Annotated in this window: 21 protein-coding genes and 1 pseudogene; 9 read left to right on the forward strand and 13 right to left on the reverse strand. The window is 59.1% G+C overall.

The features are described 5' to 3' along the window. Nucleotides 1-3 precede the first annotated feature (3 nt). Entirely contained in the window at nucleotides 4-2,820 is a 2,817-nt protein-coding gene (locus GSR16_RS05805) for a valine--tRNA ligase (protein ID WP_159875577.1), read from the reverse strand. 177 nt (nucleotides 2,821-2,997) lie between these two features. On the opposite strand from GSR16_RS05805, the gene GSR16_RS05810 reads away from it, so the two are divergent. Further along, nucleotides 2,998-4,263, forward strand: coding sequence for a diguanylate cyclase (locus tag GSR16_RS05810; protein WP_159875578.1), 1,266 nt, complete (start codon nucleotides 2,998-3,000; stop codon nucleotides 4,261-4,263). A 63-nt stretch (nucleotides 4,264-4,326) separates the two neighbouring features. On the opposite strand, the gene GSR16_RS05815 is transcribed toward GSR16_RS05810, so the two are convergent. Both GSR16_RS05815 and GSR16_RS05820 read right to left on the reverse strand, forming a co-directional pair. After that, entirely contained in the window at nucleotides 4,327-4,665 is a 339-nt protein-coding gene (locus GSR16_RS05815) for a DMT family transporter (RefSeq protein WP_159875579.1), read from the reverse strand. A 16-nt stretch (nucleotides 4,666-4,681) separates the two neighbouring features. Next, nucleotides 4,682-5,137: a multidrug/biocide efflux PACE transporter gene (locus tag GSR16_RS05820; protein ID WP_159875580.1), complete on the reverse strand. Its 456-nt coding sequence runs from the start codon at nucleotides 5,135-5,137 to the stop codon at nucleotides 4,682-4,684. 97 nt (nucleotides 5,138-5,234) lie between these two features. Here GSR16_RS05820 and GSR16_RS05825 point away from each other — a divergent pair, with 97 nt between their 5' ends. Both GSR16_RS05825 and GSR16_RS05830 read left to right on the forward strand, forming a co-directional pair. Next, nucleotides 5,235-6,095: a LysR family transcriptional regulator gene (locus tag GSR16_RS05825; RefSeq protein WP_159875581.1), complete on the forward strand. Its 861-nt coding sequence runs from the start codon at nucleotides 5,235-5,237 to the stop codon at nucleotides 6,093-6,095. Between the two features lie 129 nt (nucleotides 6,096-6,224). Beyond that, nucleotides 6,225-6,929 (forward strand): glutathione S-transferase N-terminal domain-containing protein, encoded by a 705-nt coding sequence (locus GSR16_RS05830; protein WP_159875582.1) that lies wholly within the window; start codon nucleotides 6,225-6,227, stop codon nucleotides 6,927-6,929. Nucleotides 6,930-7,055: 126 nt separating this feature from the next. Here the strand turns inward: GSR16_RS05830 and GSR16_RS05835 are convergent, their stop codons facing one another. Further along, complete coding sequence (locus tag GSR16_RS05835; protein WP_159875583.1) at nucleotides 7,056-7,298, reverse strand: GlsB/YeaQ/YmgE family stress response membrane protein; 243 nt, start codon at nucleotides 7,296-7,298, stop codon at nucleotides 7,056-7,058. Between the two features lie 140 nt (nucleotides 7,299-7,438). Continuing rightward, entirely contained in the window at nucleotides 7,439-8,173 is a 735-nt protein-coding gene (locus GSR16_RS05840) for a peptidylprolyl isomerase (RefSeq protein ID WP_159875584.1), read from the reverse strand. A 256-nt stretch (nucleotides 8,174-8,429) separates the two neighbouring features. On the opposite strand from GSR16_RS05840, the gene GSR16_RS05845 reads away from it, so the two are divergent. Further along, nucleotides 8,430-9,731 carry a ferredoxin reductase family protein gene (locus tag GSR16_RS05845; protein ID WP_159875585.1) on the forward strand — a complete coding sequence of 434 codons (1,302 nt, stop codon included), beginning with the start codon at nucleotides 8,430-8,432 and terminating at the stop codon, nucleotides 9,729-9,731. A gap of 26 nt (nucleotides 9,732-9,757) precedes the next feature. On the opposite strand, the gene GSR16_RS05850 is transcribed toward GSR16_RS05845, so the two are convergent. The 3 genes from GSR16_RS05850 to coaBC all read right to left on the reverse strand — a co-directional run bounded on the left by GSR16_RS05850 (nucleotide 9,758) and on the right by coaBC (nucleotide 12,599). Then, nucleotides 9,758-10,771 carry a GGDEF domain-containing protein gene (locus tag GSR16_RS05850; protein ID WP_159875586.1) on the reverse strand — a complete coding sequence of 338 codons (1,014 nt, stop codon included), beginning with the start codon at nucleotides 10,769-10,771 and terminating at the stop codon, nucleotides 9,758-9,760. A gap of 116 nt (nucleotides 10,772-10,887) precedes the next feature. Further along, nucleotides 10,888-11,340 carry a dUTP diphosphatase gene (gene dut / locus GSR16_RS05855; RefSeq protein ID WP_159875587.1) on the reverse strand — a complete coding sequence of 151 codons (453 nt, stop codon included), beginning with the start codon at nucleotides 11,338-11,340 and terminating at the stop codon, nucleotides 10,888-10,890. An 80-nt stretch (nucleotides 11,341-11,420) separates the two neighbouring features. Further along, nucleotides 11,421-12,599 (reverse strand): bifunctional phosphopantothenoylcysteine decarboxylase/phosphopantothenate--cysteine ligase CoaBC, encoded by a 1,179-nt coding sequence (coaBC, locus tag GSR16_RS05860; protein ID WP_159875588.1) that lies wholly within the window; start codon nucleotides 12,597-12,599, stop codon nucleotides 11,421-11,423. 172 nt (nucleotides 12,600-12,771) lie between these two features. Here coaBC and radC point away from each other — a divergent pair, with 172 nt between their 5' ends. The 3 genes from radC to GSR16_RS05875 all read left to right on the forward strand — a co-directional run bounded on the left by radC (nucleotide 12,772) and on the right by GSR16_RS05875 (nucleotide 14,432). Beyond that, entirely contained in the window at nucleotides 12,772-13,446 is a 675-nt protein-coding gene (radC, locus tag GSR16_RS05865) for a RadC family protein (protein ID WP_159875589.1), read from the forward strand. Between the two features lie 117 nt (nucleotides 13,447-13,563). Beyond that, the gene (locus tag GSR16_RS05870; RefSeq protein ID WP_159875590.1) at nucleotides 13,564-13,815 is read left to right on the forward strand and encodes a hypothetical protein; all 252 of its coding nucleotides are present in this window, start codon (nucleotides 13,564-13,566) and stop codon (nucleotides 13,813-13,815) included. 242 nt (nucleotides 13,816-14,057) lie between these two features. Then, on the forward strand, nucleotides 14,058-14,432 hold the full coding sequence (locus GSR16_RS05875) for an oxidoreductase (RefSeq protein WP_159875591.1): 375 nt from the start codon (nucleotides 14,058-14,060) through the stop codon (nucleotides 14,430-14,432). A gap of 76 nt (nucleotides 14,433-14,508) precedes the next feature. Here the strand turns inward: GSR16_RS05875 and GSR16_RS05880 are convergent, their stop codons facing one another. The 4 genes and pseudogenes from GSR16_RS05880 to GSR16_RS05895 form a co-directional block, all read right to left on the reverse strand. Next, entirely contained in the window at nucleotides 14,509-15,117 is a 609-nt protein-coding gene (locus GSR16_RS05880) for a 3'-5' exonuclease (RefSeq protein WP_159875592.1), read from the reverse strand. Further along, complete coding sequence (locus GSR16_RS05885; RefSeq protein ID WP_159875593.1) at nucleotides 15,117-16,922, reverse strand: putative nucleotidyltransferase substrate binding domain-containing protein; 1,806 nt, start codon at nucleotides 16,920-16,922, stop codon at nucleotides 15,117-15,119. The genes GSR16_RS05880 and GSR16_RS05885 overlap by 1 nt, the downstream gene beginning before the upstream one ends. A gap of 165 nt (nucleotides 16,923-17,087) precedes the next feature. Further along, nucleotides 17,088-17,837: pseudogene (locus tag GSR16_RS05890) on the reverse strand (class II glutamine amidotransferase); the annotation flags it as partial. Nucleotides 17,838-18,016: 179 nt separating this feature from the next. Further along, nucleotides 18,017-19,462, reverse strand: a complete 1,446-nt coding sequence (locus GSR16_RS05895; RefSeq protein WP_159875595.1) for an aminotransferase-like domain-containing protein — start codon at nucleotides 19,460-19,462, stop codon at nucleotides 18,017-18,019. A 240-nt stretch (nucleotides 19,463-19,702) separates the two neighbouring features. Here GSR16_RS05895 and GSR16_RS05900 point away from each other — a divergent pair, with 240 nt between their 5' ends. Next, complete coding sequence (locus tag GSR16_RS05900; RefSeq protein WP_159875596.1) at nucleotides 19,703-20,335, forward strand: LysE family translocator; 633 nt, start codon at nucleotides 19,703-19,705, stop codon at nucleotides 20,333-20,335. Nucleotides 20,336-20,476: 141 nt separating this feature from the next. Beyond that, complete coding sequence (gene gltX, locus GSR16_RS05905; protein WP_159875597.1) at nucleotides 20,477-21,862, forward strand: glutamate--tRNA ligase; 1,386 nt, start codon at nucleotides 20,477-20,479, stop codon at nucleotides 21,860-21,862. Nucleotides 21,863-21,995: 133 nt separating this feature from the next. Here the strand turns inward: gltX and GSR16_RS05910 are convergent, their stop codons facing one another. Further along, nucleotides 21,996-22,865: a DMT family transporter gene (locus GSR16_RS05910; RefSeq protein WP_159875598.1), complete on the reverse strand. Its 870-nt coding sequence runs from the start codon at nucleotides 22,863-22,865 to the stop codon at nucleotides 21,996-21,998. Nucleotides 22,866-22,979 lie beyond the last annotated feature (114 nt).

Here is a 22,979-nt window from a genome sequence, read left to right on the forward strand (position 1 = left end):
TAATCAGGCCAACTTGGCCAACTGCCCCTTCACCTTGTCCATCTTGTCGTTCAGCTCTGCCAGTTGCGCCTTGTCACGCTCCACCAGATGTGCCGGGGCCTTGTCCACATAGCCTGGTTTTTCCAGTTTGGCGGTCAGCTTGGCCAGCTCGGCATCCAACTTGCCCAGCTCCTTGGTGAGGCGAGCGGTTTCGGCGGCCTTGTCCACTTCCACTTTCAACATCAGGCGGGCGTTGCCGGACATGGCCACCGGGGCGTCGTCTGCCGGCAGGGTGGCAACAATGCTGCCCTCGGTCAAGCGGGCCAGCAGCTTCAGGTAGGGGATGAAGTCCGCTACCGAGGCATCGGCGGTTTCAATGAATAGCGGGGCCTTGACCGCCGGACCGATGCCCATTTCGCCACGCAGGTTGCGCACCGCGTTCACCATGTCCTTGAAGCCATCCATGCGGGCGTTGGCCTCGGCATTGATCTTCTCCGGCACGGCCACCGGCCATTGCGCCAGCATGATGGAGTCGGTGTGCTTGGCGTTGGCCAGCGGAGCCACGGTTTGCCACAGCTCTTCGGTGATGAAGGGCATCAGCGGGTGGGTCAGGCGCAGGGCCACTTCCAGCACGCGCACGATGGTGCGGCGGGTGGCGCGTTGCTGGGCTTCGTTGCCGTTTTGCAGCTGTACCTTGGCCAGTTCCACATACCAGTCGCAGTACTCGTTCCAGATGAACTCGTAAATGATCTGGGCGGCCAGGTCGAAACGGTAGGTTTCCAGCGCATTGGTGACGTCGGCTTCGGCCTGTTGCAGGCGGCCGATGATCCACTGGTCGACAAAGCTGAATTCCAGCGGCAGGCTTTCATCCTGACCGCAGTCCTTGCCTTCCACATTCATCATCACGAAGCGGGTGGCGTTCCACAGCTTGTTGCAGAAGTTGCGGTAGCCTTCGGCGCGCTTGAAATCGAAGTTGACGCTGCGGCCCAGGGTGGCGTAGCTGGCCATGGTGAAACGCAGGGCGTCGGTGCCATAGGCCGGAATGCCTTCCGGGAACAGCTTTTCGGTGGCCTTGGCAATCTGCGGGGCTTTTTCCGGGCGGCGCAGGCCGGTGGTGCGTTTTTCCACCAGTGGTTCCAGCGCGATACCGTCGATCAAGTCCACCGGGTCAATCACATTGCCCTCGGACTTGGACATCTTCTTGCCTTCGTGGTCGCGCACCATGCCGTGGATATACACGTCGCGGAACGGCACCTTGCCGGTGAAGTGCTTGGTCATCATGATCATCCGGGCAACCCAGAAGAAGATGATTTCATAGCCGGTCACCAGCACATTGGAGGTGACAAAGGCGTTCAGTTCCGGGGTTTCTTCCGGCCAGCCCAGGGTGGAGAAGGGCACCAGCGCGGAGGAGAACCAGGTGTCCAGCACGTCCTGTTCGCGGCGCAGCGTCTTGCCCGGGGCCTTGGCCTGGGCTTCTGCTTCGGTGCGGGCAACCACGATATTGCCGTCTTCATCGTACCAGGCCGGAATCTGGTGGCCCCACCACAGTTGACGGGAGATACACCAGTCCTGGATGTTCTTCATCCACTGGTTGTAGGTGTTGACCCAGTTTTCCGGAATGAAGCGCACTTCGCCGGATTCCACCGCTTCAATGGCTTTTTGTGCGATGGACTGGCCGGTGGCATCGCCTTCGCCGACCTTGCTCATGGCCACGAACCATTGGTCGGTCAGCAGCGGCTCGATGACGGTACCGGTACGGTCGCCACGCGGCACCATCAGCTTGTGCGGTTTGGTGTCCAGCAGTAGGCCCTGGGCTTGCAGGTCGGCCAGCATGGCCTTGCGCGCGTCCTGGGTGCTGAGGCCGGCGTAGGCGGCCGGCAGTTCGATGCTGCCCTGGGCGCTGCCGTCAAAGCCGAAGATCTGCGCCTTGGGCAGGATGGTGGCTTGCAGGCTCATTACATTGATGAGCTGGGTGTTGTGGCGCTTGCCCACTTCGTAGTCGTTGAAGTCGTGTGCCGGGGTGATCTTGACGAAGCCGGTGCCGAATTCTTTGTCCACATAGCTGTCGGCAATCACCGGAATGGTGCGGCCGGTCAGCGGTAGTTGCAGCTGTTTGCCCAGCAGATGCTGGTAGCGTTCGTCTTCCGGGTTGATGGCCACGGCCACGTCGCCCAGCAGGGTTTCCGGGCGGGTGGTGGCAACGGTGACAAATTCCTCGCTACCGACTACCGGGTATTTGATGTGCCACATGTGGCCGTCTTCTTCCTCGGAAATCACTTCGAGGTCGGAGATGGCGGTGCCCAGCTTGGCATCCCAGTTGGACAGGCGCTTGCCACGGTAGATCAGGCCTTGCTCGTACAGGCGCACGAATACTTCGGTCACCACTTCGGCGCGCACGTCGTCCATGGTGAAGTATTCACGGCTCCAGTCCACCGAGCAGCCCACGCGGCGCATCTGGCTGGTGATGGTGCCGCCGGATTTTTCCTTCCATTCCCACACCTTGGCGGTGAACGCTTCGCGGCCCATGTCGTGGCGGTTGATGCCTTGTTCGGCCAACTGGCGTTCCACCACGATCTGGGTGGCAATGCCGGCGTGGTCGGTGCCGGGAATCCATACCGTGTTGTCACCCTTCATGCGGTAGTAGCGCGTCAGGCCATCCATGATGGTCTGGTTGAAGGCGTGGCCCATGTGCAGGGTGCCTGTGACGTTGGGGGGGGGCAGCTGGATGGCGAAGGACGGTTTGCTGGTGTCCATGCTCGGCTTGAAGTAGCCGGCCTGTTCCCAGTGTTGGTACCAGCGGCGTTCGATATCGCCCGGTTCAAAGCTCTTGGCAAGTTCCATGATGAATGGCGCTTCTTTATACGGAAAAATGGGTCGATTATACCTGTTTTTGCAGTGTTCTCCGAGCCGGCTGGCGCTGGCGGATGTTGCTTGTTTCACACAAGCTTTACTGACAGATAGGCGTGCTTCGTCAATAATGCATGCATCTTTCTTGACGGACAGCAATTCACCATACGCATGGACGCACCGCGCATTCTCGTGATCGAAGACAGCCTGATGCTGATTCGCCCCCTGTGCCGTCTGGTCAACAAGCAAGGCTTTGTTGCAGTGCCGGTAACCAGTCTGGCCGAGGTACGCCAGGCGCTGGCCGAAGATCCACGCTTCATGGCAGCGGTGGCAGACTACTGTCTGCCAGATGCCCCCAGCGGTGAGGTGTTGCCACTGTTGCTGGAAAACCGCATTCCCACCGTGGTGCTGACCGCACATAACGACATGCCAACGCGCGAACGCGTACTGGGTATGCCGGTGGTGGACTACATTCCAAAGGAAAGCCCGTCGGCCTTCGAGTACGTGATGAAGATGCTACGCCGCATCCGCATCAACCCCGGCATCAAGGTGCTGGTGGTGGATGACTCCCAGGCAGTGCGGCAGTTTCTGCGTACACAGCTGGAGCGGCATCTTTACCAGGTGATAGAGGCGGCTGATGCCGAACAGGCACTGGCCATCCTGCGGCACGAGCGCGGTATCAAGCTGGTGCTGACCGATCACGACATGCCCGGCATGGACGGGGTGCGGATGACCAGCACCGTACGCCGTTTTCTGGACCACACCCATCTGGCCATCATCGGGATCTCCGGCAGCCAGGACCCCACCATGACTGCCCGCTTCATCAAGGCCGGGGCCGATGATTATCTGCAAAAACCCTTCAATTACGAAGAATTCTTCTGCCGGGTTACTCGTAATGTGGAGTTTGTGGAAAACCTGCAGGCACTGAAGGAATCCGCCAATAAGGATCACCTGTCCGGCCTGTCCAACCGGCGGCATTTTTTTGAACAGGCCAGCGGGCTGCGCCACGATATCGGCGTGGCGGTGCTGGATATCGATCTGTTCAAACGCATCAACGATGGTTACGGCCATGATGTGGGTGATCGGGTGATCTACCAGACGGCACGACTGCTGGAGTCATTTTTCCCGGACGATATCATCGCCCGTTTCGGCGGCGAGGAGTTTGTCATTCTCAGCCAGCAAGTGAATGCGGCGGTGATGCTGGGCCAACTGGATAAGCTGCGTCGCGCACTGGCCAATCTGGAAATCAGTACGCCGTTGGGAGATTTGCGTTTTACCGTCAGCATCGGCATGGCGGCCACCGAAGAAAGCGACATCGGCAATCTGCTAAAACAGGCGGATAACTATCTTTATCAGGCCAAGCACAGCGGTCGCAATCAGGTGTGCGGCGGTATGCTGGCCTCGCAGGGGAGCGATTTGCCGCTGGCCCAGCTCTGAACAGGCATGCATGAACAAAGGGGCAGCTGCCCCTTTGTCTTGCTTGCGTCCTGTCGGCCTGTCTTAGTGCACGGCGGAGCGGGAAAACAGGTTCAGCACCAGTACACCACCAATAATCATGGCCATGCCCACGATGGCCGGCAAGTCCAGCTTCTGCCCGTACAGCTGCCAGGCCACCAGCGAAACCAGCACGATGCCGACACCGGACCAGATGGCGTACACCACACCAACCGGTACGTGACGCAGTGTCAGCGACAACATGTACAGCGACAGCATGTAACCGGCAGCCGTCAGCAGCGAAGGGCCTAGCCGGGTAAAACCTTCAGTCAGCTTCATCGACGAGGTGGCCACCACCTCGGCCACAATGGCGATGCTCAGGAAAATCCAGGCGTTGTTGTTCATCTCGGCCTCCCTTGGTTTATTTGGTTTGTGGCAGTGCAGTTTGCCGGTTTTGCATGACACGCTGACGCAAGTGGTCGTAAGCCAGATTGAATAGATAGGTATAGGGCAGGAAAAAGGCGAAAAAGCCCAGGTCCAGCAGTAATGCCTGCCACAGCGATGTCTCAAGCCACCAGGCCGCCAGCGGCACCAGCATCACCACCAGTCCGCCCTCAAACAGCAGGGCATGTGCGCAGCGCACCCATCGCGTGCGTTGCAGGCCCCAGTGCCGTTCTGCCCGCTCGAACAGCGCGTTGAACAACATATTGAACAGCATGGCCACGCAAGACATCATCAGCGCCAGCACCCCCATCAGGCTGACTCCGCTGCCGGTCAGCAGGGCGGCCAGCGGCACCAGCATCACCATGGCGCAGACCTCATACAACACGGCATGCAATATGCGTTCGCCAAGGTGTTTTTTGTCGTTGGCAGACATGGTGCTGTCCTTTCCGGTAGTGGTATCGGGTGATTCGGGTGACATTGTGATTGGTTTGTCGGATAGTTAAAAAATAAAATCCATCGGAGAAACCGATATGTCCTGGTCGCTAGATGCCATTGCCGCCTTCAGCACGGCAGCCGAGCTGGGTTCGTTCTCTGCTGCGGCGCGTCGGCTGGGCAAGAGTCAGTCCACCATCAGTGAGGCCATTGCCAATCTGGAGATTGATCTGGGTGTCAGCCTGTTCGAGCGCAGCGGTCGCCAGCCGGTACTTACCCAGGCGGGGCAGCAGTTACTCAGCCATGCCCGCCAGTTGCTGGATGCCGGCGATGCCCTCAGTCGGGTGGCCGGGCTGCTGGGAGGCGGGTTGGAGCCACGGCTCACCATCGTGCTGTCCGATACTTTCCAGTCCGAATCGCTGGAGCAGATGCTGCGTCTGTTTGAACAGCAGTTCCCCGCGCTGGAGCTGGAAACCCTGGTGGCCGAAAAGGAAGACGTCATCGACCTGGTGGAGAGTGGTCGTGCGCAACTGGGCTTTGTTTCCGGGCTGGCGCGCTATCCGGCAGATATCGGTTATTACCCCATGCCGGATGCCAGTCAGAGCAGCCTGTATGTCAGCAGCAATCATCCGCTGGCGGGCTTGCACAGTGTCAGCCGCGAGCAACTGGCTGCCGAACGCGAGCTGCGGCTCAATACCTATTACGGCCCGCCCAGCGCCACCCTCAGTGCGCGCTGCTGGTCCGCCCCCAGCTACCTGCTGTTGCTGGAAATGACGCGGCTGGGCTTTGGCTGGTCCGAGCTGCCTAGCTGGCTGGCGGTCAACTTTGGCGGGGATGAGCTGAGCGAGCTGAAAGTGGCCGGCTGGCCCAAGGCGGTGCAGGTGGACCTGGTGTGGTCGCAAGCCCGTCAGCCCGGACGGGCCGCGGCCTGGGTGCTGGCGCGTTTGATGGGGCACTGATCGTTGTTGCAAAACACAGCGTTCTGCGAATCGTTCTTGTTGCTGTCTGCTTTGCCCATACTATGTAGAAGCAACCCGTATCCCCGCCATCACGCAGCCAGCCAGGCTGGCACTTACAAAGGCATCCTCATGAACAATCTGTCTTCCTTCCCCATTACCCACAAATGGCCTGCGCAGCACCCGGATCGTCTGCAGCTGTATTCCCTGCCCACGCCCAATGGTGTGAAGGTGTCCATTATGCTGGAGGAGTGTGGCCTGCCGTATGAGGCGCATCTGGTGAGTTTCGACAGCAACGACCAGTTCAGCCCGGAATTCCTTTCACTCAATCCCAATAACAAGATTCCGGCCATCCTTGACCCCAAGGGTCCGGATGGCAAGCCGCTGGCCTTGTTCGAATCCGGCGCCATCCTGCTGTATCTGGCGGAGAAAACCGGCAAGTTCCTGCCCGCTGACGCGGCACTGCGCTATGAAACCATCCAGTGGCTGATGTTCCAGATGGGTGGAGTGGGGCCAATGTTTGGCCAGCTGGGCTTCTTTCACAAGTTTGCCGGCAAGGATTTCGAGGACAAGCGGCCGCGTGACCGCTACGTGGCGGAGTCGCGCCGCCTGCTGGGCGTGCTGGATGCCCGCTTGAAGGGGCGTAGCTGGATCATGGGCGATGATTACACCATCGCCGATATGGCCATCCTGCCCTGGGTGCGTAACCTGGTGCAGTTTTATGGTGCCGGCGAACTGGTGGGCTATGCCGATTTTGTCGAGGTGCAGCGCGTGCTGGATGCCTTCCTGGCACGTCCAGCGGTTCAGGCCGGTCTGAATCAGCCGCCACGGGCTTGAGTTCTGGTGTTGGCTGGGTGAAGTGCGGGTCACGTACTGCTGTCTGCATTGCGCTGCTCGCCAGTGGCCCGCTGAGACCATGTTGTGCTGGTCAGGCTGCACGCCTGATACGGGCGATGCGGACGGCTATATCCGCTTGAGTAGCCGCACGATCAGCAGCAGTGCTACCGCCCCGATGGTGGACATGATGATGCTGCCCAGCATGCCATGGGCGCTCAAGCCCAGCGCACGAAACAGGAAGCCGCCGACATAGGCACCGATGATGCCGATCAGCATATCGCCCAGCAGGCCAAAACCTTCCCCCTTGACCAGCACTCCCGCCAGCCAGCCGGCAAGTACACCAACGATCAAAAACCAGAACAAGTGCATGGGTGTGTCCTTCTTGATAACAGACCGGATGTAACAGGATTGGATGATTGTTTGAAACAGTTATTTTTGTTTGTTTAATCTTCTGGCGGAACAAAGCCGGGTGAACCCGGCTTTTGCTCTTGCTCTAACAGCGGGCCTGATTACAGTGCCGGCATGCTGTAGCCTTCGATCTTGGCGGCTTGTACCAGGCTGGCCAGGTATTCGTGCATGGCCTTGTTGCCGGCCATCTGGGTCAGGTATTGCTGCAGGCGTTCCTTGACGTCGTCAAAGCTGATCTGACCGCCCTGGTTGCGTTCGTTGACCTGGATGATGTGGTAGCCAAACTGGGTTTGCACCAGGTTGGGGGTGATTTGACCGGCTTCGGTACTGAATACGGCCTGCTCGAATTCCGGCACCATCTGACCACGGCCAAACTGGCCCAGGCTGCCACCTTGCTGGCCGGACGGGCAGGTGGAGTGTTCGCGAGCCAGATCGGCAAAGCGCGACGGATTGGCCTGTACTTCAGCCAGCACGCCTTCGGCCTTGGATTTGGCCAGCATATTGCCCAGTTCGTCACCGCCACCCAGCGGGAACAGGATGTGGCTGGCCACGGCGGATTCGCCGCCGGCGAAACGTTCCGGGTATTGATCGTAGAAGGCGCGGCAAGTGGCTTCGTCTACCGGATCAACCTGAATTTCCTTTTCCAGCAGGGCGCCAATGGCTGCATTGGGGTTGGCAGCGTCCAGGCCTTCGGCCTTGGCTTTTTGCAGCAGCAGTTCACGCAGCACCAGTTCCTGGATGGTTGCATCGCGCGGATTGGGCGCATCTGCGTGGTTTTCCTGTTCTGCTTGCACCATGGCTTCAGTGATTTCGACGCCGTTAACGGTAATGGCCATGAGATTTTCCTGTTCGGGGAGAGTAAGTGTGACGCTGCAAAGTATACGGCGCGCTAAAAGTGGGAATTAAATGGGGCCGCCGGGGTGGATGTCAATAGCACTGCCGCTGGTGTAGCTGGTTTTGTGCTGATTTGCGAATAATTGTTAAGGCTGGCCTCCCTGTTATTACAAAGCAACATCTCGTCCTTGCTGCTTAAAGGGTAGGACAAGCTGCTGTAGTCCAATGTCCTCAATCTTTCCAATCAGGACTCTGGACATGAAAACTTTCCGCTGGACTGCCTATCCGCTAGCCAGTGCCATGTTGCTGACCGCACTGGCTTTCGTGCTGTGTCACGCGCTGTACATTCCCTGGCCGGACAATTACTTTGCCTGGCGTCGCGAATTCATGCTGTTAAGCGGCGTGGAGCTGATCATGCTGATGTCGCTGGGCATGCTGTTGGGCATGCGCCCCCTGTGGCTGGAAAGGCTGTGGGGCGGGCTGGACAAGCTGTACCGGCTGCACCGCCGGCTGGGTATTGCCGCAGGACTGATGCTGTCTGCCCATTGGTTGCTGGATCTGTCGCCGCGCTGGCTGATCCAGCTGGGTCTGATTGCGCCAAAGGTGCGGTCATTTCATCCGCATGTGTTTTCCTGGACTGGCTTGGCCAAGCAGGTGGGAGAGTGGGCGGCCTGGGCCGTGCTGGGGCTGGTGATCATTGCCCTGCTGCGCATGGTGCCATATGGTTTCTGGCGCAAATTGCACAAACTGTTTGCCCCGGTTTACCTGATGGGGGTGTTTCATAGCGTCATCCTGACGCCGACGGCGTTCTGGTGGACCCCGCTGGGCTGGGCGCTGGCGGTGCTGCTGCTGGCTGGCATCTATGCCGCACTGGCTTCTCTGCGGCGCAAGGTGGGCAGCTTGCAGCGTCATGCCGGCACGGTTACCGCGGTGCAGGCTCTGCCGGGCAATATGCTGGAAATCCGTTGTGATGTACCGCGCTGGCCAGGTCATCAGTCTGGGCAGTTTGCCTTGTTGCGACTGGATGCTGCCGAGGGCGCGCATCCCTTTACCATTGCCTCGGCCTGGCCGGGGCATGGTGAGCTGCGCTTTGTCATCAAGGCGCTGGGTGATTACACCTCAGGCCTGCCTGGTCGTGTGCAAACCGGTAGCAAGGTGATGCTGGAAGGACCTTATGGCGGTTTTACCGGCGGGGTGGATGGTCGCCCCTTGTCCGGGCCGCAGGTGTGGGTAGCAGGTGGGGTGGGGGTGACGCCTTTCCTGGCCTGGTTGCAGTCTTCCTGGCAGCCCGCGGGCATACCGGTGGATTTTTTTTATTGCGTACGCAAGGCCAGCGAAGCTGCTGGGCTGGATGAGGTGCGCCATGCTTGCCAGCGGCTGGGTATTCGCCTGCACTTGCTGGAGAGCGATCATGGTCAGCGGCTGGATGTCGGAGCGCTGCCTGAGGCTGCGGATGTATGGTTCTGTGGGCCGGAGGGTCTGGGGCAAAGCTTGCAGCGCCAACTGGCCAGCCGTGCCGTGCCGCCGCGTTTCCACCACGAGGCCTTTTCCCTGCGTTGATCTGGCTGCTGACCGCTGCTTAGATTTCAGAACAGGTCGATGTCGCCGCTGGCGATTTCGACCTCTTGCACCAGTCCCTGCCGCAACAGGGTTTCAAACTGGCAGACCTGATTGCGACCATGGGTTTTGACGTAGTACAGCGCCTTGTCGGCCCGGTCGATGACTTGTGCCGGCACCAGGCCCTGATCCAGTCGGGTAAAGCCAATGCTAACCGTTACCTGGCCCACTTGTGGAAAGGGGTGGTTGGAAATACGGGTGCAGAAACCTTCAAGAATGGCCTGGGCTTTTTCCTCGCTGACGCTGTGGAACAGAATGGCAAACTCCTCGCCTCCGTAGCGGTACAGGCCATCGTCCTCGCCAAAAAACTGTTGCATGCGCTGGGCCAGCATCAGCAGGACTTCATCGCCGATGATATGCCCGTAGTTGTCATTGACTTGCTTGAAGTGATCGATATCCAGCAAGGCCAGCAACGGTATGCGGCGCTTGTCACCAGATGGATCTCCCACCAGCGAGAACAGTTGGCTGTCGAATTTGCGTCGGTTGTAGAGACCGGTGAGGGTGTCACTGTCAGATGCATGCAGCAGATTGAGAAAATTCTCATGGATGCGTGCCAGGGCAATCAGCAGTTTGTGGTCCACCACAGCCTGGGCAGACGGCGTCACCATCAGGACGGCCACCACCTGATTGGTCTGGTATAGCGGTACACACAGGCCGGTATCGATAGGGTGGATGGCCTGGTGTTGATCCTGCTGCAACAGGATGCGTAACATCTTGCTGCCCGGCAGGGTCCAGGGTTGATTTTGTGCGGGGGGTTCTTCCAGACTGTCCAACTGAATGCGCCACCAGGGGTGGCCGTCTATCCAGCGACAGTTGTACAGCGCAATGGTGCAGTCGGCCATCAGCTCGCGCAGCGTGGCCAGCAGGCTGATCTCCAGCGTTCTGCGCTCGCGCTGGGCCGTCAGTTCAACCAGGCTATCCAGGATTTCCGGCAGAGGGAGCGTGGATGGCTGGGTGAGTGAAGAGGTACTGCGTATTTCCATTGAGGCCACATCCCTTGCATCTGAGCTGTTTCATGACAAATGGTGGCTTCATTATAGGCAGTCAATGACAAGGGTGGTAACAGGTGGCCGGCCATGTGCTGACCGGCCATGTATCATCAACTGCGACCAGTGCTGCCGAAGCCGCCTTCGCCGCGTTCGGACTGGCTGAAGTCATCCACCAGGTTGAATTCCACCTGTACCACCGGCACGATGATCATCTGGGCAATGCGTTCTAGCGGAGCCAGGCGGAAGGCAGTGTGGCCTCGGTTCCATACCGAGACAAACAGCTGGCCCTGATAGTCCGAGTCGATCAGGCCAACCAGGTTGCCTAGCACGATGCCATGCTTGTGGCCAAGGCCGGAGCGCGGCAGGATCATTGCCGCCAGCTTGGGGTCGGCAATGTGAATGGCCATGCCGGTGGGCACCAGTTGGGTTTCACCCGGTGCAATCAGCAAGTCCTTGTCGATGGCAGCCCGCAGGTCGAGGCCGGCGGAGCCCGGCGTGGCGTAATCGGGCAGGTTGTCGTGCAGGCGCGGGTCCAGCACTTTGACGTCTACAACAGGTTTCATGATGGTTTTCCTGCAAATGAAATGGGCAGGCAGGCCGCGTGGGCCTGCCTTGTCGGGCAAGGTCGGATTGTGGTTGCGACTTAACGAGGCAGCAGATGGGTCAGATGCTCGACAATGGCCCGGGCCACGGCGGGCTTGGGCAGGTCCGGCAGCGCATGCGCACCGGCATCGTCCAGCAGCACAACCTGGTTGCTGTCCGCACCCATGGCGTGTTGCGCCAGATTGGCCACCAGCAGCGGCAGCCGTTTTTTCTTGCGTTTGCTCTCGGCAAATTCCAGCAGGTTCTGGCTTTCGGCGGCAAAGCCGACACAGAACGGTGCGGCGGGCAGACTGGCCACGGTAGCCAGGATGTCCGGGTTTTCTTCCAGTTCGATCACCGGCAGGCCGGCACCTTTCTTGATCTTGTGCTCGGAACGGTTTTTCACCCGGTAGTCCGCCACGGCGGCCACGCTGATGAAAATGTCCGCATGACCCACTTCCTGCATCACGCCATCGTACATTTGCCGGGCACTGTCAACGTCAATGCGGCGCATGCCTATCGGTGCCGGCATGCCGGTGGGGCCGGAAATCAGCGTTACCTCGGCACCGGCATCGCGACAGGCACGTGCCAGCGCATAACCCATCTTGCCGGAGCTGATATTGGTGATGCCGCGTACGGTATCGATGGCTTCAAAAGTGGGGCCGGCGGTGAGCAGCACTTTTTTGCCCGCCAGGGTCTTGGCCACGAAAAAGCCTTCCAGCATCTCGGCCAGCGCTTCTGGTTCCAGCATGCGGCCTTCACCTACTTCACCGCAGGCTTGCGCGCCGGAGTCCGGCCCCCATACGGCCACGCCATCAGCCTTGAGCTGAGCGACATTGCGCTGGGTGGGCGGGTTTTGCCACATCTGGCGATTCATCGCCGGAGCGACAATCAGCGGACAGGTGCGGGCGGCGGCCAGGGTGGAGATCAGGTCATCGCTCACGCCGTGGGCCAGCTTGAACAGCAGGTTGGTACTGGCCGGGGCAATCAGGAAGGCATCTGCACGGCGCGACAGCTGGATGTGCGCCATGGCATTGTCCGGACGCGGGTCCCAAATATCAGTGTAGACCGCATTGCCCGACAGGGCCTGAAAGGTGACCGGGGTAACAAAGCGGGTAGCCGCTTCAGTCATCACCACTTCTACCTGATGGCCGGCCTTGACCAGCAGGCGGGTCAGTTCGGCAGTTTTGTAGGCGGCAATGCCACCGCTTACGCCAAGCAGGATGCGTCTGGCTGTCATCGGGCTTCCTGGGAACTGTGCAATAAAGCCGAAAGTTTACCGGAATTTCCCGCTAGCCGCGCTGCCGGCTTGCAACTGGCCCTTGGCCGGGCGGGGTGGATGACGGTGCATGGATATGATGTTTGCCGACTGCTTCCAAACAGGCTATAGCCAGAGTAAGGGTAAATCATTCATGTCCATCACCGATTGGCCGCTGGCCGAACGTCCTCGTGAAAAATTGCTGGCCCAGGGTGCGGCGGCCCTGTCGGATGCCGAATTACTGGCCATCTTCCTGCGTACCGGCATCAGGGGGATGACCGCCGTGGACATGGCGCGGCAATTGCTGACACAGTTTGGCTCGCTGGCGGCACTGCTGGGTTGCCGGTTGGATGATTTTGAGCGCTGCCCAGGTCTTGGGGCTGCCAAGTATGCGCAGCTGATGGCATGCAAGGAACTGTCGAGCCGGGCGCTTGCCGAAGAAATGAAGCTGAGTGATGCGCTGGATGGGCCGGATGCGGTAAAGAACTACCTGCGCTGGGTGATAGGTCGGCGCGATATCGAAGTATTTGTGGTGCTGTTTCTGACGGCGCAGCACCGGGTGATTACCGTGGAGGAAGTAGCCAGCGGTACGCTCACCGAGGCCCGTGTCTACCCGCGCGAGGTAGCACGGCGCTGTCTGCAACACAATGCAGCTGCCGTGATCGTGGCACACAACCATCCATCCGGGGTGGCAGAACCTTCGGCGGCGGACCGGGCGCTCACCGAAAGCCTGCGTGCCGCGCTGGCCTTGCTGGATTGTCGTTTGCTGGACCATTTTGTGGTAACGGGCAGCCAGGCGGTGTCGATGGCCGAGCTTGGCTGCTTGTGATGGAAGATGCGGATCGATGCTGAGCAGCCTGACAGTGCTGCGCCAGCTGACGGACGCATCTGGCTGGTGACTGTCGGCTGTGACCTTGTCTCTCAACTGCATCACACGGAGGTTGCCATGAACATCCTGCGCTTGCTGAATGAGTCCGATTACATTCAGGTCAACAACCAGTTTATCAAGCCGGATCAGCACGGAGGGTCGGAAGAATTTGCTGATGAAGATGATATCGTGCTGGAAGCCCATGTCGATGGTCAGGACCTGGTGTTGACGCTGGGTGACCTGGAAGATGCCACGCCGCTGGCTGATGGCGGCTTCTGGCTGGAGGGCGTGGGCTATCTGCGCTTTCTGTCTCGGCAAAGCCTGCATTAGCGGCACTGCATCTGCGCATGCCCGTCTGGTGCTGCAAGCATTGCTATTGGGCCCGTCCTGTTGCGGCAGTGCCGTACCGGACGGGTATTGTGGTTTTTTGGCCCGTCAGGCCAGTGTGTTTCCCTTTTCGCTTCCTTTGGCTGCAAGCAGTTTGATTTGTCTCAAATCAGGGCCTTGTCGCTGCTGTTAGAGTGTCGGCTCTTATTCTAAAGGCATAATCTGCCGCACGCTTCGAGGGTGATATGGAAAAATACAGAATCGGCATGATAGGCGCAGGTGTAACCGGCACCCCGCTGCTCCAGCAACTGCTGGATGCCCCGTTTGTTGAAATGGTCGGGGTGGCCGATCTGGATTTGCGTCTGCCCGGTATCGAGCTGGCGCGGGCACGCGGTGTGCCGGTAACCAGCAATTTCATCGAGATTGCCGAGCAGGGTGATCAGGTGGACATCATCATCGACGTGACCGGCTCGCGTAAGGTGCGTGAGGATCTGCGCCGCTTCATGCAGTTTTCCGGTAACAGCCATACCGTGATCGTACACGAGCGCGTTGCCTTGCTGATGATGTCGCTGGGTGCTGGCACACAAGTAGAAACCCAGCACGAGGAAATGGGCTATTGAGCCTGCGCTGACAGCAGGCATGCAGGACAAACCCGGCCATGGCCGGGTTTTTGTTTTTCAGGCGGCAGATTGCCGCTCAGCCAAAGCCGCGCTGTTTCAAGGCCAGGTACAGCATGCCGGCGGTAATGGCGTCGTTCAGCGCGTCGTGACGCGGCAGGGCCGGTACTTGCAGGTCGGCAATCAGCTCGGCCAGCCGCAGGTCGATGTAGGCACCGGGGTTTTGCTTGAACTTGTAGTCGTAATAGCGGCCGGAGACTTCGATCTGCCGGTTGGGCAGGCTGATGCCGGTGATGCCGCGCACATATTTGTTGAGCACGGCCACATCGTATTCCAGGTAATAGCCCACCAGTGGCCGCCCGCCGATGAAGTCCAGCAATTGCCGCACCGCGTCGTCAGCATCCAGACCTTCCGACACATCCATGGGCCGCAGCCCGTGAATGCTGATATTGCGGCTTTCCAGTTTGCGCGTGGGTTTTACCAGCACATAAAAGGCCTGGCTGGACAGGATGCGGTTGCCGCGCAGCCGTACTGCACCAATCGACAACAGCTCGGCTTCCTGTACTTTCAGGCTGGTGGTTTCGCAGTCCACGCTGACCACCTCCTGTGTGTCGTCGACAAACAGGGTGGCATAGCGCGGGTCTTTCAGCATGCGGCGCTGCCACTGGCGTTTGAGATTGCCCAGCATCAGAAGCTCCCCAGACGGAAATGGTGGCGCAGCTGGGTGCGGAATTTCTTCACCACGCCCAGGGCGTCTTTCAGCAGGTCGCGTTCCAGCGTGGAGAGCTGATCCGGTTCGATCTGGTTGCCCGGCAGCTTGCCCAGCGAGACCTGCTGCAAGCCCTGACTGAGCTTGAGGGTGAGCAGGAAGGATAGTGATTCAGCGATTTCATTGGCCAGCTCCCTGTCCAGGTGTCCGGCTTCGGCCAGCGCATGCAGCCGGTCGAAGGTGTTGCATTGGCTGATTCCGTGTTCCAGCGAGAGCGAACGCACGCCATGGACCAGCGGGAAAATGCCGCCTTTTTTCAGATCCAGCATGGCCTTGCCGTTGCGCTCCTTGGTCAGCAGGTGTGAAAACAGTCCCAGCGGTGTGTCGAATTGTTCGATGGCGCGGGCAAAGCGCGAGAAAAAGCTGGCATCGTCGCGTAGCTGTTGCAGCAAATAGGCATGGCTGCGTTCCAGCAGGCTGGCATCGCCGACGACGGCTTCGGCATCCACATAGATGGCCAGGTTCATCAATGCGGCACCGTCCGGCTGGTACACCCATTGGTGAATCTGCTGTTGCAGCTGGCTTTCGGTCAGCCGCCAGGCGGCATTGTTGACCATGATCTGGCCCTGGCAGGGCGGATAGCCAAAGCGGGCCAGCGCGGCGGAAAAGGCTTCGCAGATGGCGGGCAGTTCCGGGTGGTTGAAGCCGTTGCGCAGGATCAGCGCATTGTCCTGATCGGTCTTGAGGATCTGCTCGCCACGGCCTTCCGAACCCATTACCAGCAGGCAGCTGTTGTCCTGCACTTCTGCTGGCGCCAATAGCTGCCAGGTGCGGGAGAACAGCCGCGCATTGAGCGTTTGCACCAGCCGGCCCAGTTGCGGGGCTTTCACGCCGTGGCTGAACAGGATTTGTACCAGACGGGTGATCTGACCGGAGATTTCCGCCAGTTCGTCCAGCGTATCCGCGCGTTCCAGTCGCTGTGCAATCAGGTGGGAGTGGTTGGAGAAGTAGGACAGGATGTCCACCTGCGACAAGATACCGATGGCCTCGCCATTGTCGGTGACCACCAGGCGGCGGATATTGCGCCGGGTCATGATCAGCAGCGCATTGAACAGGAAGTCGCCCACGTCGACGGTGAGCAGTTCGAAGCGGCACAGGGTGGCCAGTGACGTGCTGCCGGGGACTTCGTTGAGCACGATGTCACGAAAATCAGTGGTGGTGAAAATGCCCAGCTTGCCGTCATGGCGTACCAGCACCGACTTGACCTTGTTGTCCTTCATCACCCGCGCCGCTTCACGCACGCTGGTGCTGCCGTCCACGAACACCGGGGTACGCCCCCCGACATCGCCTACGGTGGCGGTCAGCAGGGTTTGCAGTTCGCGGTTGCCGGCACGCTGCGCCATGCTGCCGAACTTCTCCGACACGCTGGCATAAAAGTACGCGCCAAAACGCGGGTTCTGTTCGGTCAGCGCCATCACCACATCCCGCGGCAGGGTGTAGAGCAGGGCTTCTTCGTGCACCACAAAGCGGTGCGGGGTCTGGCCGGCCACCATGGCGCGGGCGTCGAAGGTGTCGCGCTCGCGGTAGAGGGTGATGACTTCGTCGCCCGCCATTTCGCGCACACTACCTTTGAGCACCACATACAGGGCTTCTACCCGGTCGCTGGGGCCGAGCAGGCATTCCTCATCGGCAAAAAACTGGATGTCGGCGTGTTTTTCCAGCGTTTGCTGTTCGCTGGGCGTCAGGGTGTCGAAGGGCGGATGGCTGAAGTCGAAGCGGCTCATGATGTCTCTCCGGTGGCGCGGTTGTTATCCATTTTGTAAAAGCGGTCTTTTCTGCAGCATAACGCGGAAGTGCCGGGCAGAGAATGAAAAAGCCGCTTCCCGGAGGAGGCGGCTTATTGCTAACGGGCGGGCAGGGCATCAAGCGGCACTGGCCTGTAGCGGGGCTCCGTCACGGAACAGCAATAGCTGGCCGGGCTGCAGCTGGGTCCAGTTTTCGTTGTCGGTCAGCGGCTGGGTGGCTACCACGGCCACGCGGTCGTAGGGCGTGGTCACGGTGGAAAAATCCACCGTGACATCGTCGTCCACCAGATGGGCCTTGTTGAACGGGGCCTGGCGGATGATGTAGTGCAGATTGGTGGCGCAGTGGGCAAACAGCACTTCGCCATTGCTCAGCATGAAGTTGAACACGCCGTGCTGGCGGATTTCGGCCGCCAGCCGGTCGATTTCGGCAAACAGCTCATCCAGCTGCGGCGCGCTGCACCACTTGCGGCGCAATTGCTCCATAAGGTAGCAAAAGGCGCGTTCCGAGTCGGTGGTGCCTACCGGGTTGAAGTGGCAGCCGGCTTCGGGCTGGAAGGTTTTCAGGTCGCCGTTGTGGGCGAAAATCCAGTACTGGCCCCACATCTCGCGCATGAAGGGGTGGGTGTTGGCCAGATTCACCTCGCCCTGAGTGGCCTTGCGGATATGGGCGATGACGTTTTGCGACTTGATCGGGTAATTGCGTACCAGATGGGCGACGGCGGATTCCACCGAGGGCTTGTCATCCAGAAAGATGCGGCAGCCTTTGCCTTCAAAGAAGGCAATGCCCCAGCCATCGGCATGGTGATCGGTGAGGCCGCCACGGCGGTGGAAGCCTTCAAAGGAAAACAGGATGTCGGTCGGGGTATTGCAATTCATGCCTAATAGCTGGCACATGGGGTCATAGCTCGCAGATGTGGGGTGTATCGGGTGTGACAGCCGGTCGGGGCGTGCCGTCCGGCCTGTTTCGAGCATAGTCGATTCACGTCGGAGCGACAATTGTCCGACACCGGGCCGGGCAGCTTAGCCACGCTGCGGGTAACAGGCTCTGACCAGGATCAGACTTGTTGCATGCTTCAGTCCCCCAGCGTGATCAGCCCGCTGCCGCCCATGCCGGAGGCCAGCTCGCCCACCCGCACCAGCGCCCGTTCGTAGGCTTCGTTCCACGGATAGCAGCACGACAGCCGCAGGCAGTTGCGATAACGGCCACGCGCCGAATACATCACCCCCGGCACCACGGTAATACGCTCGGCCAGTGCGGCATGAAACAGCTCCAGCGTGTCCACGCCAGCGGGCAGTTCCACCCACAGCAGGCAGCCGCCGGAGGGCAGGGTAGCGCGGGTGCCTTGCGGAAAGCGGCTGGCCACCGTGCCGCGCAGCCTTTCCATCTGGCTCATGAAATGGCGACGGATCAGCCGCAGGTGGTGGTCGTAACCACCGCTTTCCAGGTATTCGGCCAGGGTTTCTTCCAGCAGACGCGGCTGACCCAGCGAGCTGGCGCATTTCAGTTGCAACACTTCGCGGGCAAAGCGCCCGGCGGCAATCCAGCCAATACGAAAACCCGGTGCCAGTGTCTTGCTGTAGCTGGAGCACAGCAGCACCCAGCCATCGCGGTCGAAGGCCTTTACCGCGTCCGGCGTCTGGCTGCCGTAATGCAGGTCGGCGTGCGGGGCATCCTCGATCAGGGGCACCCGGTAGTCGTTGACCAGCTGTGCCAGCCGGCGCTTGGCTTCCGGCGGCATGGTGCTGCCCAGCGGGTTGTGCACGGTGGGCATGGTCACAATGGCTTGCAGCCGCTTTTCCGACAGCAGCAATTCCAGCGCATCCAGCGACAGGCCGCTATTGGGGTGGGTGGGAATCTCGATCACCGACAGGCCCAGGCTTTTCAGCAGTGGCAGCAGGTAAAAATAGGTGGGTGATTCCAGCCCCACCGTATCACCCGGCTTGCATACGGCGCGCAAGGCCAGTTGCAGTGCTTCGGAACAGCCATTGGTGATGACGATGTCGTCCGGGGCCAGCACGCAGCCCCAGCTGACCGCGCGCTGGGCAATCTGGCGGCGCAAGCGGGCCGAGCCGGGCGGGAAGGGGTAGTCGGTGGTCAGCTCCGGTTGCTGGCGCAGCAAGCGCCCCATGATGTGCTTGAAGCGGTTGGTGGGGTAGAAGTCGCTGCCACGCGGACTGGCCAGGGACAGGTCGATGAAGTCAGCTGACGTCTGCACCCGCATTACCGCTTCGATATGGTCCACCACTTCGCCGGTGGGCGCGGCTTCGCTCTGGCGGCGCATGCGTGGCAGCGGCAGGCTGGCGGCGGCTTTGACATAAAAGCCGGATTGCGGCCGCGCCTCGATAAAGCCGCGGTCTTCCAGTGTGCGGTAGGCCAGCAGAATGGTGGACGGGCTGACCTTGTGGATGTCGCAGGCCTTGCGGACAGAAGGCAGCCGTTCGCCAGCCTGCATTACGCCGTTCTGGATCAGCGTGATCCATTCATTGACCAGCTGCTGGTAGAGCGGCTCCTGATTCATGGTGCATTCCTTGGGCGGCGGACGGCTGTCCGGCACAGTTTTTGGCAAAGTGAACCATAACAGTTTGGGGATTGCATAACTGTTATGGTCTCAATTGTATTTTTCTGAATCTGTTATTGTCCAGCTGCTTTACGTACCATGACAGCATCAAAAACATGGTGCGGTGGCAGGGTTTGCCTGTCGGGCCACAAGCCGGATTACGGCAAGCCTGTCCACCGCCAGCACTGCTCTGGAGTTGTCATGAATCTTGTTGCCCTGGTCACCTATCTGTTGGTGATGTCCATCACCCCCGGCCCCAACAACCTGGTGCTGGCCTCGTCCGGCGTCAATTACGGTTTCAGCCGCACGCTGCCGGCCTTGCTGGGCATGGCACTGGGACTGGCCGTGCAGATCGGCCTGATGACGGTATTCCTGGGGCAGGTGGCCGGATTGATCAGCAGCGTGCAGCTGTATCTGGCACTGGCTGGCTGCAGTTATCTGTTGTGGCTGTCCTGGGGCATGGCGCGAGCAGGCGCGGTGGACAAAGCTGATGGCGCGGCGGCACCGATGGGCCTTAGCGGTGGTTTGCTGTTCAACTGGCTCAACCCCAAGGTGTGGCTGATGGGCTTCAATATTGCGGTGGTGTTTTTGCCCAAGCACATGGACCCGCTGCTGGCCGGTGCGCTGTTTGCCGCCATCACCTTTGCCGTGGGCCTGCCCTGCATTGCGCTGTGGGCGGGCAGTGGCGTGGCCATCCGCCGCTGGCTGGCCTCGCCGCGGCGCTTGCGCGCCTTCAACTGCGGCATGGCCGCCATGCTGGCCGGTACTGCGTTCTGGCTGATGGCGCAGATGCTGCCAGCCCATATGTTGCCGGTGGTCAGCGCGCTGATCTGATCGGTTCTGATCTGTTCTCCGGCCCTCCCTCAGTCTGGCAAGCGGGAGGGCCTGGCCGATATTCCGAGCCCGCATTTGCGGGCTGTTTTGTTGGCGGCGTACAATAGCGCCTTTCTTCATCCGGCTGGACCTCATTCCATCATGATCCGTACCCGCTTTGCCCCCAGCCCCACCGGCTATCTGCACATTGGTGGCGTGCGTACCGCACTCTTTTCCTGGGCCTATGCCCGCAAGAACAACGGCGTTTTCGTGCTGCGCATCGAGGACACCGACCTTGAACGCTCCACGCCGGAGTCGGTCAAGGCCATCATGGACGGCATGCACTGGGTAGGCCTGGATTATGACGAAGGTCCGTTCTACCAGACCCAGCGTTTCGACCGCTACAAGGAAGTCATCCAGCAGCTGCTGGAATCCGGCCATGCCTATCGCTGCTATTGCAGCAAGGAAGAGCTGGAAGCCATGCGCGCCGAGCAGGAAGCCAAGGGTGAAAAGCCGCGTTACGACCGCCGCTGGCGTCCGGAAGAAGGCAAAACCCTGCCGGCGATTCCGGCTGACGTGGAGCCGGTAATCCGCTTCCGCACCCCGCTGGACGGCACCGTCGCCTGGGACGACGCGGTGAAGGGCCGTATCGAATTCTCCAATACCGAGCTGGACGACCTGATCATCGCCCGCCCGGATGGCAGCCCCACCTACAACTTCTGCGTGGTGGTGGACGACTGGGACATGCAGATCACCCATGTGATCCGCGGTGACGACCACGTCAACAATACCCCGCGCCAGATCAACATCCTGAAGGCGCTGAATGCGCCACTGCCGGTGTATGGCCATCTGCCGATGATCCTGAATGAGGACGGCCAGAAGATGTCCAAGCGCCGCGACGCGGTGAGCGTGGTGGACTACGCCGACAAGGGCATCCTGCCGGAAGCGCTGCTCAACTACCTGGCCCGTCTGGGCTGGGGTCATGGCGATGATGAATTCTTCGACATGAAGCAGTTTGTCGAATGGTTCAGCCTGGAAGCGGTCAGCGCCTCGGCCAGCCGTTTCAACCAGGAAAAATTCCTGTGGCTGAACGCCCAGCACATCAAGGCCGCTGACAACAGCCGTCTGGCAGCGCTGATTGCCCCGCGTCTGGCTGCCGCCGGTGTGGATACCACCAACGGCCCGGCTATCGAGGACGTGATTGCACTGGTGAAAGAGCGCATCCAGGACCTGAACGCGCTGGCGCTGGAAGTGGATTACTTCTACAAGAAGCGCGAAGCCGCTGCTGCCGATGTGGAAAAGCACCTGGCTGGCGATGCCGTGGCACGCATGGCCCGCTTTGCCGACAAGCTGGCTGCACTGGACAGCTGGACCGCCGAAAGCATCCACGAACTGTTCAAGCCTTTCTGCGCCGAAGAAGGCATCAAGATGGGCCAGCTGGGCATGCCGCTGCGCGTGCTGGTGTGTGGCACCACCCAGACTCCGTCGGTGGATGCGGTGCTGGCGCTGATTGGCAAGGAAGAAGTGCTGCGCCGCCTGCGCGGCTGAGCGGTTTTCGGCTGTGCAAGTCAAAAGCCACCCTGCGGGGTGGCTTTTTGCATGATGGAGCAGATTTATTCCTGCTTAGTTGCTATAGACGTTGCGTCTATCTGAAGAAATAGATTGAATTGAAAGGAGTACTTTAGTTATTTTTTATAGCGAAATAAATGCCCAGCAGTATGCAAAGCATTCCAGTTACTAGTGTAGAGCTCATGTTTTCATTCTGAATGGCATCAGCTGCCATGATTGTGATTGGGACGCCTAGTGTTACCATGCTTGATTGCAGTAAGCTTAATTTTGTAACTAAATGAAACCATATGGAAAATGCAATAATGGATCCAAATATGCTCACATATAACAGTGAAATAATGCTGTTCATGCTTGCTTGAAAGGAAATTTCTTTATCGATTACTATACTCAAGATAAGTAAAAATACGGCGCCAATAGTAATTTGCCATGTTCCTATGTAAAGTTTATCGTAGCTGGATAAGTATTTTTTAAATAATAAATTTGCTATGGACCATGATAGTGCGGATGCTAGTAGAATTAATATGCCGAATATTTTCCCTAGTTTAATTTCTGGTAGTATTATGAATACAATGCCTGTTAATCCAAGGAGTAAACCTGCCCATTGCGTTTTATCCAATTTTTCATTCAGAAAATGCCACCCAAGAAAGCTGGCCCATAAAGGTGTTGTATAGACCAGTATGACCGTCTTTGTTAGGTTAGTCTGCATCATTCCGAAAGAAGCCAAGGAAAACATTAAGCCAGTTTGAAATATTCCTACTGCGATGATTACGGGCCAGTGTCTTTTAGATGCTGATTTGTGGTTGGGTGTTAAGTTCAGAGTAATTTGCATTATTGCTGCAGCTAATAGAAATCTAATGGCATTGAACGAGAGTGGTGTGGAGCTTTCAAGCCCAGTTTTGGTAAAAAACCAACCGCCGCTCCAGATGAATATCAGTGTAAAAATTAATATGATGTGCTGTGAGCAGAGTGATTGTGTTTTCATGTATTTTTCTGTGATATTTTGTCTTTGAATCGGGTGGTATGTTTTATCATGGTTGATGGTTAATTTTAGTGATGCTGTCCATCGCTGATAAAATACTTAGTTGCGAACTATTCT

The organism is Aquitalea denitrificans (assembly GCF_009856625.1).
Lineage (GTDB): Bacteria > Pseudomonadota > Gammaproteobacteria > Burkholderiales > Chromobacteriaceae > Aquitalea > Aquitalea denitrificans.

Excerpts from the sequence above, each read along its gene's own strand:
- dut (WP_159875587.1), bottom strand. The coding sequence starts at position 11,340 with ATGAAACCTGTTGTAGACGTCAAAGTGCTGGACCCGCGCCTGCACGAC.
- GSR16_RS05885 (WP_159875593.1), bottom strand. The coding sequence starts at position 16,922 with ATGAGCCGCTTCGACTTCAGCCATCCGCCCTTCGACACCCTGACGCCC.
- GSR16_RS05805 (WP_159875577.1), bottom strand. The coding sequence starts at position 2,820 with ATGGAACTTGCCAAGAGCTTTGAACCGGGCGATATCGAACGCCGCTGG.
- GSR16_RS05875 (WP_159875591.1), top strand. The coding sequence starts at position 14,058 with ATGGAAAAATACAGAATCGGCATGATAGGCGCAGGTGTAACCGGCACC.
- GSR16_RS05815 (WP_159875579.1), bottom strand. The coding sequence starts at position 4,665 with ATGAACAACAACGCCTGGATTTTCCTGAGCATCGCCATTGTGGCCGAG.
- GSR16_RS05880 (WP_159875592.1), bottom strand. The coding sequence starts at position 15,117 with ATGCTGGGCAATCTCAAACGCCAGTGGCAGCGCCGCATGCTGAAAGAC.
- GSR16_RS05910 (WP_159875598.1), bottom strand. The coding sequence starts at position 22,865 with ATGAAAACACAATCACTCTGCTCACAGCACATCATATTAATTTTTACA.
- gltX (WP_159875597.1), top strand. The coding sequence starts at position 20,477 with ATGATCCGTACCCGCTTTGCCCCCAGCCCCACCGGCTATCTGCACATT.
- GSR16_RS05900 (WP_159875596.1), top strand. The coding sequence starts at position 19,703 with ATGAATCTTGTTGCCCTGGTCACCTATCTGTTGGTGATGTCCATCACC.
- coaBC (WP_159875588.1), bottom strand. The coding sequence starts at position 12,599 with ATGACAGCCAGACGCATCCTGCTTGGCGTAAGCGGTGGCATTGCCGCC.
- GSR16_RS05820 (WP_159875580.1), bottom strand. The coding sequence starts at position 5,137 with ATGTCTGCCAACGACAAAAAACACCTTGGCGAACGCATATTGCATGCC.
- GSR16_RS05840 (WP_159875584.1), bottom strand. The coding sequence starts at position 8,173 with ATGGCCATTACCGTTAACGGCGTCGAAATCACTGAAGCCATGGTGCAA.
- GSR16_RS05895 (WP_159875595.1), bottom strand. The coding sequence starts at position 19,462 with ATGAATCAGGAGCCGCTCTACCAGCAGCTGGTCAATGAATGGATCACG.
- GSR16_RS05850 (WP_159875586.1), bottom strand. The coding sequence starts at position 10,771 with ATGGAAATACGCAGTACCTCTTCACTCACCCAGCCATCCACGCTCCCT.
- radC (WP_159875589.1), top strand. The coding sequence starts at position 12,772 with ATGTCCATCACCGATTGGCCGCTGGCCGAACGTCCTCGTGAAAAATTG.
- GSR16_RS05835 (WP_159875583.1), bottom strand. The coding sequence starts at position 7,298 with ATGCACTTGTTCTGGTTTTTGATCGTTGGTGTACTTGCCGGCTGGCTG.
- GSR16_RS05870 (WP_159875590.1), top strand. The coding sequence starts at position 13,564 with ATGAACATCCTGCGCTTGCTGAATGAGTCCGATTACATTCAGGTCAAC.
- GSR16_RS05810 (WP_159875578.1), top strand. The coding sequence starts at position 2,998 with ATGGACGCACCGCGCATTCTCGTGATCGAAGACAGCCTGATGCTGATT.
- GSR16_RS05825 (WP_159875581.1), top strand. The coding sequence starts at position 5,235 with ATGTCCTGGTCGCTAGATGCCATTGCCGCCTTCAGCACGGCAGCCGAG.
- GSR16_RS05845 (WP_159875585.1), top strand. The coding sequence starts at position 8,430 with ATGAAAACTTTCCGCTGGACTGCCTATCCGCTAGCCAGTGCCATGTTG.
- GSR16_RS05830 (WP_159875582.1), top strand. The coding sequence starts at position 6,225 with ATGAACAATCTGTCTTCCTTCCCCATTACCCACAAATGGCCTGCGCAG.